Origin of the sequence: Acinetobacter sp. WC-323, assembly GCF_000314615.1 — a bacterium.
Taxonomy (GTDB): Bacteria; Pseudomonadota; Gammaproteobacteria; order Pseudomonadales; family Moraxellaceae; genus Acinetobacter; species Acinetobacter courvalinii.
On record NZ_AMZS01000008.1, the window covers coordinates 37,431 to 52,328 of the forward strand.

11 protein-coding genes, 4 tRNA genes and 1 pseudogene are annotated in these 14,898 nt (G+C 46.2%); 7 read left to right on the top strand and 9 right to left on the bottom strand.

All coding sequences use genetic code 11. From position 1 onward, the window contains the following. Position 1 precedes the first annotated feature (1 nt). The 8 genes and pseudogenes from ACINWC323_RS17890 to ACINWC323_RS17860 form a co-directional block, all read right to left on the bottom strand. Entirely contained in the window at positions 2-820 is an 819-nt protein-coding gene (locus ACINWC323_RS17890) for a methyltransferase (protein ID WP_009506707.1), read from the bottom strand. A 59-nt stretch (positions 821-879) separates the two neighbouring features. Next, positions 880-1,998, bottom strand: coding sequence for a phospho-N-acetylmuramoyl-pentapeptide-transferase (gene mraY / locus ACINWC323_RS17885; protein ID WP_005227668.1), 1,119 nt, complete (start codon positions 1,996-1,998; stop codon positions 880-882). Continuing rightward, positions 1,999-3,396 (bottom strand): UDP-N-acetylmuramoyl-tripeptide--D-alanyl-D-alanine ligase, encoded by a 1,398-nt coding sequence (locus ACINWC323_RS17880; protein WP_009506716.1) that lies wholly within the window; start codon positions 3,394-3,396, stop codon positions 1,999-2,001. A gap of 25 nt (positions 3,397-3,421) precedes the next feature. Further along, entirely contained in the window at positions 3,422-4,921 is a 1,500-nt protein-coding gene (locus ACINWC323_RS17875) for a UDP-N-acetylmuramoyl-L-alanyl-D-glutamate--2,6-diaminopimelate ligase (protein ID WP_009506724.1), read from the bottom strand. Positions 4,922-4,924: 3 nt separating this feature from the next. Beyond that, positions 4,925-6,758 (bottom strand): annotated as a pseudogene (ftsI, locus tag ACINWC323_RS17870) (penicillin-binding protein PBP3). A 10-nt stretch (positions 6,759-6,768) separates the two neighbouring features. Next, on the bottom strand, positions 6,769-7,107 hold the full coding sequence (ftsL, locus tag ACINWC323_RS0118610) for a cell division protein FtsL (protein ID WP_005227681.1): 339 nt from the start codon (positions 7,105-7,107) through the stop codon (positions 6,769-6,771). A 2-nt stretch (positions 7,108-7,109) separates the two neighbouring features. Then, complete coding sequence (gene rsmH, locus ACINWC323_RS17865) at positions 7,110-8,030, bottom strand: 16S rRNA (cytosine(1402)-N(4))-methyltransferase RsmH (protein WP_009506602.1); 921 nt, start codon at positions 8,028-8,030, stop codon at positions 7,110-7,112. A gap of 197 nt (positions 8,031-8,227) precedes the next feature. After that, on the bottom strand, positions 8,228-9,223 hold the full coding sequence (locus ACINWC323_RS17860; RefSeq protein WP_009506617.1) for a sulfate ABC transporter substrate-binding protein: 996 nt from the start codon (positions 9,221-9,223) through the stop codon (positions 8,228-8,230). 404 nt (positions 9,224-9,627) lie between these two features. Between ACINWC323_RS17860 and ACINWC323_RS17855 the strand changes: the two genes are divergently transcribed. The 7 genes from ACINWC323_RS17855 (at position 9,628) to ACINWC323_RS17825 (ending at position 13,797) form a co-directional block, all read left to right on the top strand. Beyond that, complete coding sequence (locus ACINWC323_RS17855; protein WP_005227687.1) at positions 9,628-9,933, top strand: hypothetical protein; 306 nt, start codon at positions 9,628-9,630, stop codon at positions 9,931-9,933. A gap of 104 nt (positions 9,934-10,037) precedes the next feature. Continuing rightward, positions 10,038-11,546 (top strand): glutamate--tRNA ligase, encoded by a 1,509-nt coding sequence (gltX, locus tag ACINWC323_RS17850; protein WP_009506720.1) that lies wholly within the window; start codon positions 10,038-10,040, stop codon positions 11,544-11,546. 58 nt (positions 11,547-11,604) lie between these two features. Beyond that, a tRNA-Ala gene (locus ACINWC323_RS17845) sits at positions 11,605-11,680 on the top strand. 62 nt (positions 11,681-11,742) lie between these two features. After that, positions 11,743-11,818 (top strand) — tRNA-Glu (locus ACINWC323_RS17840). Positions 11,819-11,929: 111 nt separating this feature from the next. Continuing rightward, on the top strand, positions 11,930-13,336 hold the full coding sequence (locus ACINWC323_RS17835) for an amino acid permease (protein WP_009506714.1): 1,407 nt from the start codon (positions 11,930-11,932) through the stop codon (positions 13,334-13,336). A gap of 212 nt (positions 13,337-13,548) precedes the next feature. Next, positions 13,549-13,624 (top strand) — tRNA-Glu (locus tag ACINWC323_RS17830). A 97-nt stretch (positions 13,625-13,721) separates the two neighbouring features. Next, a tRNA-Glu gene (locus tag ACINWC323_RS17825) sits at positions 13,722-13,797 on the top strand. Between the two features lie 38 nt (positions 13,798-13,835). Here ACINWC323_RS17825 and ACINWC323_RS17820 read toward each other — a convergent pair. Further along, positions 13,836-14,789, bottom strand: coding sequence for a hypothetical protein (locus tag ACINWC323_RS17820; protein ID WP_005282654.1), 954 nt, complete (start codon positions 14,787-14,789; stop codon positions 13,836-13,838). Between the last annotated feature and the right edge of the window lie 109 nt (positions 14,790-14,898).

Consider the following 14,898-nt stretch of genomic DNA (forward strand, 5'->3'; position numbering starts at 1 on the left):
ATCAAATTGATGGCTTGTTTTTTTTCTGGAACAGATAAATCTGGAAGGCTGCCGTTGCTGCGAATTGTGGCGACTGCTCCAGCAGTTTGCGTCGTTCGGGATTGGCCTTATAAGCATACGGTGTCATGGCAATCAGGTTTTTTAAAGCCTGCTGATCCAGCGACATGTCACTTTCCACCACCTGCTCCTGTTTGAGCTCAAACTGTGCTTCTAGCTGCTCCACAAACTTCTGTGGTTCATGCAGGTTCACCTGCTCAAACAAGGCGGCACGCAAATCATATAAATGACGTGGCGCAGGCGTGACTACAATCAGATATCCATCCTGTTGTAGCACCCGCATGATTTCATCTTGAGGAATTGGACTAAACAGACTGGTACACAGATCAATGCAATGATCCTGAACAGGCAAGGTGGCCCCCGTTCCCACCACCCAGGTCACTTTTGCATTCAGCTTGGCTGCTCGCTGTACCGCTGTCTTGGCAATATCCACCCCAATACATTGCTTGGTCTGCGCCTGCATGGCACTGGTGTAGTAGCCCTCACCACAGCCAATATCCAGTACCGCTTCAGGTTGAAGCTGTTGCAGTATCTCGACCACCGCCTGCTGTAAAGGCTGGTAAAAACCGGCTTGCAGAAACTCACGACGCGCCAGTACCGACTCAGGCGTATCGCCCGGTGACTTGCTGTGTTTATGTTGTACTACATGTAAATTGACATAGCCCTGTTTTGCGACATCATAGTGATGTCCTTGTTCACAACGCCATGAGTTCTCTACCAAATTCAATGATTGGCGACAAACAGGACACATCAACAAACTCATCTATTTTCTCCAAACATAAAAAAAGCTGGTCAATACCAGCTTCTTTCTTGAATCTTGGTTTAACGTAATTTTAAGGTCATTAAGCCTAACACGACCAGGAAAATCGTGATAATCCAGAAACGGATGACCACCTGGGTTTCTTTCCAGCCCTGTTTTTCATAATGGTGATGCAGAGGCGCCATCAAGAACACACGTTTGTTACGCATACGCAATGAACCGATCTGCAAGAATACCGAAATGGCTTCCATTACAAAGACACCGCCCATAATCGCAAAGACGATTTCCTGACGCACCATCACCGCGATGGTACCGAGCATCGCTCCAAGTGCCAATGCACCGACATCACCCATGAAGACTTGTGCCGGATGTGCATTGTACCAGAGGAAGGCCAGACCGGCACCGACCATTGCCGAACAGATCACCACCAGCTCAGAGGTATATTTGACATAAGGAATATGCAGATATTCAGCGAAACGGATATCCCCCGACAAATAAGCAAATACGCCTAGGCCAGCCGCAACCATCACGATCGGCATAATTGCCAAACCGTCTAAGCCATCGGTCAGGTTCACCGCATTCGATGCACCGTTAATCACCAGATAAGTAAACACAATAAATGCCAAACCTAATGGGAATACTGACAACGGAATTGAAAGGTTCTTAAAGAAAGGAATCAGCAAGTCCAGCATATTCGCGGTATGCACTGCGCTATCTTGCTGTTTTGCAATCACATATAAGGCAATACCGGCTCCTAGAGACGCCACCGAAGTCCAGAAAAACTTCTTGCGCGCAGGTAAGCCCGCATTGTCTTTATAACGGACCTTAATCCAGTCATCAGCCCAGCCCACTGCACCAAACACCACCATCACGCCAAGCACGATCCAGACGTAAGGATTGGATAAATCTGCCCACAATAAAGTACTGATCCCGATAGAGAGTAAAATCAGGATCCCGCCCATGGTAGGGGTTCCCATTTTTTTGGCATGGTTTTCTGGCGCAAAAGAGCTGACTGCCTGACCATACTTGAGTGCCTGTAATTTACGAATCATGACCGGGCCTAAGGCCAGACCAATCGTCAGGGCAGTCAGTAAGCTCAACAAAGAGCGCAATGTTAAATAACGAACAACCTGAAACGAACTGTTATAGTCCGCCAATTGTTCAAATAACCATAACAACATTTAAATTTTCTCCATCAAGTCAGCCATCAACGTTTCCATATGGGTATAACGAGACCCTTTGAACAGGAAACTCATTGACTGGGGTTGATGTGTGTGGACTAAATTAATTAAAAACGGTAAGGCTTCTGCCTGTGTTGCAAAGGCATATAGCTTTGCTGAATGAGATGAACCTTGTTGCGCTGCTGCAGCGAATTCACCCACTACAATCAATTGATCAAGTGGCAAGGCCGATAAGTCACGTCCTAGATCATGATGTTCCTGCCAGCTACTGTCACCGAGTTCGCCAATATCCCCCATGACCATGACTTTCAAGCCCTGCTGCTGCAAGAGCACCTGCGCGGCTGCACGCATCGAGGTCGGATTGGCATTATAGGTATCATCAATAAACAGGTAATTGTGCTGCTGGATAAAGTTCAGACGACCTTTGGCACCTTGTGCTTGCTCCAAGCCTTGCACAATATCATCCAGTGCAATACCCAGTGCTAGAGCAAATGCTGTAGCTGCTGCGGCATTCTGTACATTGTGCGCGCCAGCAAAGGGCAAATTCACTGCACGAACACCTTGTGGCGTATGCAAGTTAAACTGTGCCGATTGAGGATGAAGCTGAATCTCTGTCGCAAAAATATCACCACCCTCACCAAAGCTCAGCGTCGGATGGGGCTGGGCATTTTCACGAATAGTGGCTGCAAAATCATCTTGCGCAGGAACAATGGCGGTGCCTTGCGGCAAAATATGCGCATAGATTTCCGATTTAGCGCGGCAAATCCCTTCGCGGCCACCGAACTCACCCAAATGTGCCGTACCGATATTCAAAATGCCTGCCACATGTGGCTGCACCAGATTGGAGGTGTAATCAATTTCACCTTGGTGGCTGGCACCCAGTTCCATCACCGCATATTGATGTTGCTGACGTAGTTCCAGCAACATCATCGGCACACCCAAATCATTATTCAGGTTGCCACGGGTAATCAGGGTTGGGGCTAAACGCGATAAAATACTGCCCAACATTTCTTTGGTGGTGGTTTTACCACTGCTACCGGTCAAGGCAATCACTTTCAACTGTTGGTTTTGCTGACGGCGATAGGCTCCAAGGTGTCCTAATGCCAAACGTGTATCTTTTACGACAAGCTGTGCAATATCAGCCTCAACAGGATGCTCTACGATGGCAATCTGACAACCCTGTGCAGCCACTTGTGCGACAAAGTCATGTGCATCAAAACGCTCGCCCTTTAATGCTAGAAATGCATCACCAGCCTCGGCATGACGTGAGTCAGTCAAAATACGCTTAATTTCACCCTGCGGAATATTCTGCTGATACCACTGGCCTTGGGTGGCTTGTTGTAATTGTTCTGCTGTCCACGCTTCTAATGGAACAGTACTGGTTGTTGAGGTATGCATGGTTTTTTATTTACCTTTTTTCACACTATTGCACAGGATAAGCAGAATGTAGCGAATGCGGTTGCGCAGCAATCGCAGACTGTACTTCAACCACATCATCAAACCAATGCCGCACGCCATCGATTTCCTGATAGTTTTCATGGCCTTTGCCCGCAATCACCACGATATCTCCGGCTTGGGCTTGCGCTACAGCAAATTTAATTGCTTCACGGCGGTCATGAATTTCATGCATGACGTGTGCACTAAAATCAATGCCCTGCTTCATATCGGCAAAAATCTGTTCAGGATTTTCAGTCCGTGGGTTATCTGAGGTCAGCATGACCGGATTGGCGTGATCAAGCGCGGCCTGCGTCATGAGCGGACGTTTGCCACGATCACGATCACCACCACAGCCAAATACCGCCCATAACTGTCCAGTGACATGACGTTTTAATGTGGTCAATACCTGAATCAAGGCATCCGGTGTGTGGGCATAATCCACCACAAATAGACGCTCGGCATCCTGAATCACCTGCATACGACCTGGTGCACCTTGCAGTTGCGGTACAAACTGCGCCAGATCTGCCAGTGCGAAACCTGCATATTCGGCAGCAATCAGGCTCGCCAATAAGTTTTCAACATTAAAATGCCCCAGCAGTGGGCTTTGTACCACATAGGCGCCGGTTGGGCTGATCAGGGTAAAACTTGCCCCGCTTAAACGATACTGCAAATCAGCAATATGATAATCAGCCGTTGTTTGGGTCAAAGAGTAGGTCAGAATTTTGGGTTGTGACGGGTTGGCTTTCGCTGCATCCAGCATGATTTGGGCATGCGCATCATCCAGATTAATCACAACAGCTTTTAAAGTCGTAAACTTGAACAGCAAGGCTTTTGCTTCAGCATAGGCCTCAAGCGTACCGTGATAATCCAGATGGTCGCGGCTTAAATTGCTATAGACCGCAATTTCAAGCTCACAACCGTTGAGACGGCCTTGCTCCAGACCATGCGAACTGGCTTCCAGCGCCACGAAGCTCGCTCCTTGTTTGGCATAATCATGCAGCGCATGTTGCAATTGCAAGGCATCTAAAGTGGTATGTGTAGATGGGGTTAAGTTGGGTAAAATCCCGTTACCGGTGGTACCCATCACCGCACAGCCTTGACCTTGCGAGCTAATCAGCTCGGCAATCAGACGAGAAATGGTGGTTTTACCATTGGTTCCCGTCACCGCAATACCACGTAATGACGCTACCGGATCGACTGCCTGTAAATACTGCTTTTGCCATTCGCCCATGTGATAGCGAACCTCAGGACACAGCCACTCATTGGCAAAACCTAAAGCCGTTTCACTAATGATCGCTAATGCCCCGGCATCTAAGGCATTCTGGGCAAACTGGCGTGTTTTTTCTGGCTGGCTATAACTGCTCAGGGCAATAAAAATCTGCCCCTTTTCAATCTTACGACTATCCAGAGAAAAGCCCTGAAAAGGTTGGGTAGACCAAGCCGCATCAATGCTGATCGGATGTATCTGCTGAAAACTAATCGACATAATCTACCTACGGATTGGATTTTATAGAAGTATCAAGTGGTTTATCTAAAGGTACGTTCAGAAGACGTAATGATTCCTGCATGATGCGTGCAAATACCGGGGCAGCAACCAGACCACCGTAATAACGGCCTTGCGGGTTTTCAACCACCACAATGATGGCCAGACGCGGATCACTGATCGGCGCAACCCCTGCAAATAAGGCACGATATTCACTGTTGGAGTAGCCTTTACGGTCTGCACGCAGTTTATGTGCAGTCCCTGTTTTACCCCCGACACGGTAACCCGGAATTACGGCCTGCTTGGCAGTACCGCCCGGCATGGTGACTTGCTCCAGCATGGTGAGGACCTGATCGGCAATTTTAGGTGCCAGCACTTGTGTGCCTTCTGGTGCCTTGTCCAGTTTGCGCAAGCTCAACGGCATTTGCACACCATGATTCGCTAGCATGGCATAGCCTTGGGCTACCTGTAAAATGGTCGCATTCAGACCATAACCATAAGCCATGGTTCCCAGTTGTGAAGGATTCAGCTTGTTACCGGAATAGAGCAAACCCGCACTTTCACCCGGGAACTTGACTGCTGAGCGTTGCCCGAAACCAGCCCGTCTAAAGAAAGAAGGAACCGTATCTTTTGGCAGCGACAACGCGATCTTGGCCGAACCAACGTTTGACGATTTAATAATCACGCCAGACACCGTCAAGGCACCGTAGTTATGCGTGTCACGGATCGTATGCCAGCCTAAACGCATCGAACCTGGTGAGGTATTGACAATAGTCGACGGTGTATACTTACCACTCTCCAAGGCTGCGGCAACGGTAAACGGCTTCATGGTCGAGCCTGGCTCAAACATGTCAATCGCACCACGGTTACGCATGGCATCTTTGTTGCTGAGACCGTTTTTGTCATTCGGATTATAAGACGGCCAACTGGTCATCGCCAGAATTTCACCGGTTTTGACATCAACCGCAATTGCGGTGGCAGAGCGGGCATTATTGGCCACACCTGCTGCGGTCAGCTCACGATACATGATGTATTGCAAACGCGAGTCGATACTCAGGGTAATATTTTCGCCTGATTCGACTTCTTTAATCACTTCAGAAACTTTAAGACGGTTACCTTTTTTATCCCGAATGATTTTTTGCTCACCATCGACACCCGACAACTGTTTGTTCAGCTGCATTTCCAGACCTTCGATGCCTACCCCTTCACTATTGGTCAGGCCGATAATCTGTGCATTAGGCTGAGGTTGCGGATAGTAACGCTTATAGCTCTTCTCGGCGTAAACGCCCTGAAAATTACGTTTGGTAATCAGGTCTGCCTGCTGGGGTGGAATTTCTTTTTGTAGTACCAGATAACGTGAACGAGGGCGTGCCTGCATCTGTTTCTTTAAATCTGCACGATCAACACCGACCGCATCGGCCAGTTCATCCAGATTCAGGTTTTTATCGGGCAATTGGCGTTTTAATTTACGGTTATTCGGGTCTTTCTTTAACTCAGCTGTAATTTCATCAAACTGCTGTTTGGTTTCCCAGTAATCTCTCGGGTCGATCACGATTTTCATGATCGGGGTACTAATCGCCAACGGCACGCCATGACGGTCACTGATCACGCCACGCATCGCCTCAAGACGTTCGGTACGCAAGATATTGGCATTGGCCTTATTTTGTAAAAAGTCCTTATTGACCACTTGCACATAGAAGGCGCGTGCGACCAGAACCACAAAGCAAAGCAGCACCGTGCCCCACAGCAAATAAAATCGCCACATGTCCAAAGCAAGTGTTGGTCTTTCCGAAATCGACTGCTGTTTTTTTCGTATTGGTTTGCTTCTTTTATCTGCCATACAGCATGCCTTATTTATCTTGCTTTGAAGTCATAGGTAAAGAAATCACTACAGTTTGCGTAGCGGGTGGCGAGAACATACGCAGTTGGGTCACGGCCCGAGAACCGATCTGTGCTGTGGCACCAAAGGTTTGCTGCTCGATCAGTAAGCGGCCCCACTCTGCATTCAGATCATCGCGTTCGCGCATGTAGGCGCTTAAGTCACGATAATCATGACGATATTCAAAGACCTGAAACACCACCATCATTGCACTGGTAAAAACCAATGCAACGAGTACAGCATATACAACGACTTTTTTCAGTCCCTTTTTGCTGCTTGGTAAAACGTCGTCGTCATTCTTGTTGTTCATTCTTAGCCTTTTTGCTCTAAACGCTCCGCCACACGTAGCCATGCACTACGCGAGCGAGGATTTGCTTTTACTTCTGCTTCACTCGCACGAATACGAGAAACTTTCTTTAAACGTCGAGTATCAACCTGCGCTTGAGGCATGCCCCAACCTGAATCTTCGGCCAGACTCGATTCTTTTTGAATAAATTGCTTGATCAGACGATCTTCCAGCGAATGGAAGCTAATCACCGCCAGCTGCGCCGTTGGTTTTAACAAGGTAACCGCTTGCGGCAAGAATGTCTCGATATCGTCGAGTTCTTTATTGATAGCAATCCGGATGGCCTGAAAAGTCCGTGTGGCCGGATGCTTATGCTTTTCCCATTTTGGATGTGCTGTTTTAACCACTTCTGCCAGTTGAGCTGTTGTTGTCATTTCGCCTGCCAGTTTAATGGCTTTGGCAATACGGCGGCTATAACGTTCTTCACCATATTGGTAAATAATGTTTGCAAGTTTTTCTTCTTCAATATCAAGCAGCCATTCTGCCGCAGTTGGGCCTTGCGAATTATCCATACGCATATCCAGTGGCCCGTTTTGCATAAAACTGAAACCACGTTCTGCCTGGTCAAGCTGTGGTGATGACACACCCAAGTCAGCCATAATGCCGTCAACTTCGGTAATGCCAATCTTGGCAAGTTCAGCCTGCAAATCGGCAAAGCTGGCATGAATAATTTTAAAGCGTGGATCTTCTTGTTCTAATTGTGCTGCAACTTCAAGCGCTTGAGGATCTTTATCAAAGGCATAGACGCGCGCATTCTGATCAAGTTTTGACAATAAAAGCTTGGTATGTCCACCACGACCAAAGGTGGCATCGACAAAAATACCAGTATCGCGACCTGCCAATACGCCATCAACGGTTTCATGAAGTAAGACAGAAATATGCGACATAAGAATTGAATCAACAGCTGAAAATGTAACTGCACATTATCACCTTGTTTTACGCCAGCACCAAACGACTTTTTGTAGAGAATTCTTAACTTTTCATAGATAAAACCGTTTTCTTGTCATTTTTCATGCAATAAAAAAGCAAACACCTTGGGTATTTGCTTTTCAATCTTTTGTGTTGGTCTGAATGAAGACTAAATTTATGGTTTTTCCGCATAAATCTGATCAAAAATCGCACCATTTACAAAATGGGTTTTTTGCGCTTTTGCCCAGCCGCCAAACACGTCATTTATATTGAATAATTTGATCTTGGGAAATTGTTTGGCATATTTGGCTGCCACCTGAGGATTGCGTGGACGGAAATAATGTTTTGCTGCCAGTTCCTGACCGAGCGGCGAATAAAGAAAGTTTAAATAGCCACGTGCCAATTGACGGTTACCATTCTTATCTACCGTTTTATCCACGATTGCCACTGAAGGCTCCGCCAGAATTGAAATTGAAGGATAGACGATGTCAAACTTATCTTTACCTAAGCCTTGCGTTGCCAATAAGGCTTCGTTCTCCCAGGACAGCAATACATCACCAATGCCACGCTCAGCAAAGGTGGTCAGGGAACCGCGTGCACCAGAGTCCAGGACTTTGACATTTTGATAAAGCTTTTTCACCAGCTCACGGGCTTTGGCATCATTTCCACCCGGCTGTTTCAAGGCATAGCCCCAAGCCGACAAGTAGATCCAGCGCGGTGCCCCACCGGTTTTTGGATTTGGCGTAATGATCTCCACCCCATCTTTGGTCAGATCATTCCAGTCGCGAATATTTTTAGGATTACCTTTACGTACCAGAAAAACCACGGTCGACGTATAGGGTGCAGAATTATCCTTAAACTGTTTTTGCCAGTCTTTACGGATTAAACCGGCATTGGCAATTTCATCAATGTCATTTGCCAGCGCCAAAGTCACCACATCGGCTTGCAAGCCATCAATCACGGAACGTGCCTGTTTACCCGAGCCGCCATGAGACTGTTTAAAATCAACCTCCTGACCGGTTCGTTGTTTCCAGTATTGACCAAAGGCCTGATTATATTCCTGATAAAATTCCCGAGTCGGGTCATAAGACACGTTTAAAAATGTCGTCGCGGCTTGCGCCACCCCATTTAAGCCCAGCGCCAATAATGCTGCTGCAATCACTGTTTTCATTGTTTATTGATCCAGTCCACCCCATTTGTAATCACTATATTTATTTAAAAATGATTTACAATCATGCAGTTATATCAATAAATTTATTGCTTTTCAGTTTTTAAGCTAAGGTTGGAATGGATGGACTGGATAAAAAGCCGCCAAAACAACATCTGGAAGCAAAAATGAGAAAAATTATCATTCTCCACTTTTTCTACACATTTGCTTGCTAAATTGCGCGTGTATACAAAGTAGCCAGAATGCTATAATTCTAGAGAAGGATGTGTTGAATTTTAAGATTTTTGTAAAAAGTGTGACTTAGTTCTACTTTTTTATTAAGATTTATGTTTAAATCGTATTATTAAAGCAATAGTATAGTAGTTTGGTAGTCTTATAGACTCAAATTCAAGAGGGGAATGTTAGCGATGCCAACATTAAAATTGAAGAAAACAGTATATATAAGTTTATTTTTGCTATGTTCTGTTCAAGCTGGACATGCAGCTGCAATTAAAGAAAGCAATAACATAAAAACGCTTGATAAATCTTCTTCAAGCTTGATCGTCAAAGCACTGGATCAGCAAAAACGCAATACCAGCATGCTACCGTCAACAGATGACGAGTTAAAAATGTTAAATACCATTCGTACGACACCAACCCAGACTTTTTTTGCCAGTCAACATGAGCGTTTTTCACGTTTCGTTCAAACCATATTCCAGCCGCATAGCTCATAATTTTTAAATATGTGCCCCTCACATGTTTAAATGAAGCCTAGTCCTGTTGTGACTAGGCTTTTTCGTTATAATAGTTTCAATTTTAATTTAACCTCCGATCATTTATGAAAGTCCGTACCCGTATTGCTCCTTCTCCGACAGGATTTCCGCATGTAGGCACCGCCTATATCGCGTTGTTTAATTTATGTTTTGCCAAGCAACATGGCGGTGAATTCATTTTACGTATTGAAGATACCGACCAGCTTCGCTCTACACCAGAATCTGAAAAAATGATTCTGGATTCTTTGCGCTGGCTGGGTCTGAATTGGTCTGAAGGCCCGGATGTGGGTGGTCCACATGCGCCTTACCGCCAGTCAGAACGGATGGGCATTTATAAGCAATATGCGCTTGAGCTGGTTGAAAAAGGCCATGCATTTTATTGTTTCGCAACAGCAGAAGAATTAGATCAAATGCGTGCAGAACAACAGGCACGTGGCGAAACACCAAAATATGACGGTCGCGGTTTAAAATTATCTCAAGAAGAAGTACAACGTCGTCTTGCAGCAGGCGAACCTCATGTTATCCGTATGAAAGTACCGGAAGAAGGCATTTGTAAAATCAATGACTTACTCCGTGGTGAAGTCGAGATTCCATGGGCGCAAGTGGACATGCAAGTCCTGCTAAAAACCGATGGTTTGCCAACCTATCACCTTGCGAACGTGGTAGATGACCATTTAATGGAAATCACCCATGTATTACGTGGTGAAGAATGGTTGCCTTCTGCACCTAAACACCAGCTGCTTTATCAATATTTCGGTTGGGACATGCCAACACTGTGCCATATGCCGTTGTTGCGTAATCCGGACAAATCCAAACTGTCTAAACGTAAAAACCCAACCTCAATCAACTACTATCATGACATCGGCGTCTTGCCAGAAGCCTTGCTGAACTATTTAGGTCGCATGGGCTGGTCAATGCCGGATGAACGTGAAATCTTTACCTTAAAAGACATGATTGAGAATTTTGACGTGCAACGTGTTTCTCTTGGTGGTCCGATCTTTGATGTGGAGAAACTCAACTGGCTCAACGGTCAGTGGATTAAAGGCCTGACACCGGGACAACTGCTAGACCGTTTACTGGCATGGAAGAGCGACCGTCAAACCCTTGAAGATATTGCGGCTGCGATTCAACCGCGTATCAACCTGCTCTCTGAAGCAGTGAACTGGGCCGGATTCTACTTCAACCATATGCCACAAATCAGCAAAGAACAGTTCGAAAACAAGAAACTGAGCGAAGAACAGGTTCGTCAAAGTTTACAGTTTGCCATCTGGCGTTTAGAAAGCCAGTTCACATGGAATAATGACACCGTCAGTCAAACCCTAATGGATCTGGCTAACCAGATGGAAGTCAAACTGCGTGACTTCATGCCGGCCTTCTTTATTGCCATTGCCGGTTCAACCAGTTCAACCCCAGTGATGCAGGCCATGGTTACCCTTGGACCTGATTTGACCTTTGCCCGCTTACGTCATGCCCTGGAAATTGTGGGTGCGCCGAGCAAGAAAGAACTGAAAGTCTGGGAAAAATTGAATGAATCCCTAAAATTGCCGAAAAATGATGCAAATAGTGAGACTTAATTCAGTTTAATGATTGACGTGTGAGCGCATTCCCCCTAATATTGCGCTCACACATTCTGGGGTCATAGCTCAGTTGGTAGAGCGCTACAATGGCATTGTAGAGGTCAGCAGTTCGATCCTGCTTGGCTCCACCACCGTTTCCGAATAGGAAGCGTGAAGCACAGTTATGCTCAAATCTTTGTGTGTTGCCTCATCTGTCCCTATCGTCTAGAGGCCTAGGACATCGCCCTTTCACGGCGGTAACCGGGGTTCGAATCCCCGTAGGGACGCCATATTCTGTCTGATAATAATTATATTTTTCTTACAATCTTGCCTCAAGCAGATTGCACATTTTCGAATTTTCCATAAAATAGCCGCTTCTCTATGCTTGGACAAATTGTCGTATGCAATCTTCCAACTCAAATGCGAATACAGAACCCAAAACGCTAAAGCGTGCCATGAGCACCCGCCATTTAGTCATGCTTTCTTTAGGCGGCGCAATTGGTACCGGCCTGTTTTTAGGTTCTGGTGAAGTTATCGCGCAAACCGGACCGATTGGTGCAATTATTGCCTATATTCTCGGCGGTCTGATTGCCTATATGGTCATGCTCTGTCTAGGTGAACTTGCAGTACATATGCCTGTTGCTGGATCTTTTGGTGCATACGCTCGAAAATATATTGGTCCAGGCACAGGTTACATGATTTCTTGGGTGTACTGGCTCACCTGGACTGCGACCTTAGGGACCGAGTTCACCGCTGCTGCCCTGCTGATGCAGGAATGGTTTCCCCATATTTCCATGTGGATCTGGACCATTATCTTTGCCGTTACCATTCTGGGTCTGAATTTAACCTCAACCCGTATGTTTGCCGAATCTGAATTCTGGCTAGCGCTGGTCAAAGTGGTGACCGTGATTGCCTTTATCATTCTAGGCTTGATGGCTATTTTTGGTCTGATCTCGTTCCATGGTTATGAATCGGCACCGCTATTTCACAACCTGACCGCCCATGGCTGGTTCCCGCAAGGCTTAATTCCTATCTTCACCACCATGCTGATCGTGAACTTTGCTTTCTCGGGCACCGAGTTAATCGGTGTTGCCGCAGGTGAAACCAAAGATCCTGCTGAAAATGTACCCAAAGCCATTAATGCCGCGATCTGGCGTTTATTGATTTTCTTTGTCGGTACCATCATCGTGATTAGTGCACTGCTTCCTTTCCAGGTGGCAGGTTTAGGCGGTGAAGGCGTGAGTAGCAGTCCGTTCGTGACCGTGTTTAATTACATCGGTATTCCTTATGCCGACGATATTATCCGCTTCGTGATTATCACCGCACTGCTTTCAGCTGCCAACTCAGGTCTGTATGCGGCATCACGTATGATGTGGTCTTTGTCCGACCAGCGTCAGCTACCCAGCGTTTTCTCTCGCTTGTCAAAGAGTGGTACGCCTATCATTGCACTGGTCGTCACCATGTTTGGTGCAATTCCAGGGTTGTTATCAGAACACTTTGCACCTGAGACCATTTTCAAGAATTTACTTGGGGTGGCTGCATTCACCATGGTGATCGTGTGGATGAGTATCTGCTGGAGTCAATTTAACTTCAGACGTCAATGGTACAAGGCCGGACATACTGCAAAAGATTTAAAATTTGCTGCGCCGCTTTACCCGATCGTCCCAATTTTAGGTTTTATCTTCTGTTTGATTACAGGGTTAAGTATGGCAGCCGATCCGGAGATGCAAGCAGGTTTTATTGGTTGCTTGCTGTTTATTGCCGCATGTTATGTGAGCCATTACATTTTCTATCGTCATCGCCAATAATTCGTTCCTATAAAAAATGCAGCTTAAGCTGCATTTTTTATATCTGGAGCAAAGCCCTTTTTTTCATATTTTTGAGCTTAACTGCTTATTTTTGATTACTTATTCCTCAATATGTTTTATTTTTAAACACTTGTTTGGTTTTTTTAATTTTTCTTGAGAAAAGTGTTTGACACCCCACCCGATTCACCCTAATATACGCCCACCTCTGAAACGTCCCTATCGTCTAGAGGCCTAGGACATCGCCCTTTCACGGCGGTAACCGGGGTTCGAATCCCCGTAGGGACGCCACTAAATTCGAGGAAAGGCAAAGGTGAATCATCCTTGCTGAGAATTTAGGCTTACACGCGATATGTTTCATATTCTGTAAGTAAATCTCCTCCGATAAGTCCCTATCGTCTAGAGGCCTAGGACATCGCCCTTTCACGGCGGTAACCGGGGTTCGAATCCCCGTAGGGACGCCAAATTCTAAAAAGCCACTGCATTGACAGTGGCTTTTTTCTTATCTGCTTTTATTTTCGTAATCCGTGCCAATCCCGACCTGGACTTCCAGACGGCCCGATTGCACGCGTAAACCCCGAATCTCAAACTGATCCACCAGTTGCTGTACCAGTTCACGACTTTCCTGCAAGATATTCAAACCCGGCAAAATACTAAAATCAGTCAGGCTGAGCAGTTTATCGACCATCCACGAGCGGTTATTAATGAAGTCGATAAAACCCGCTTCTTCCAGATCGATATACCATAAGCGATGCCCTTCTTTCTGGATGCCCGGCACATCACGAATCAGGTGATTAATCAGAAAAGGAATTGGTAAGGAATTGATCAGTTCAAAACTGGCATTGCCCACACGACGCGCTGCCCAGTTGGTCAGGGTTCCACCATGACGAATCTGTAAATCCAGATGTTCATCGACCTGACGTAAGCGTAAATATTTTTCCTGACCGATCCGACATTCCAACACATTAAATTCCAGTGAAAGCCGGTATAAAAAGCGACGGTAATGCCCATCCAGTTCAATGTGAAAACGGTCATTGCCGCATTCAATTTTAATATCATCAATTTCAGAGCGATCCATGCGCTTGCGAATCTGGTTATTCAGCAGCATTTCCGGTAAATACAGGGTCAAACTACTTTTGCCCAAAGAAGCCCTTGCCATCGCCAATGCCACCTGACGTGCCGCCTCACTGGTTTCCGAGACCATGTCCCGAACCGTATTGCGCATGCCTTCCACTCCACGCTTGGTATGATGCGTCACCTGATCCAGTGCATCCAGCGCCGCATCCGCCACACCGGCAATATTGCGTGAGGTATCACTGGCAAATTCCACTGCATCTTGTGCATGTTGCAAGGTCTTATTAATGAGCCGACGTGATAATGATGGTTTCACAGCAGAGAATTCTGTATCTGCCGGCATAATATCGAACATCGCCTTTTTATCATCTTGTCGATTCAAGATGCTCTCCCTCTTCCCTTTGCTACTGGCTCACTTCTTATGAGCAACGATCTGCGTGCTGAACTTATTCGCCGTTTTTCTGTAGATTATCACGCTCTACCAGACAATT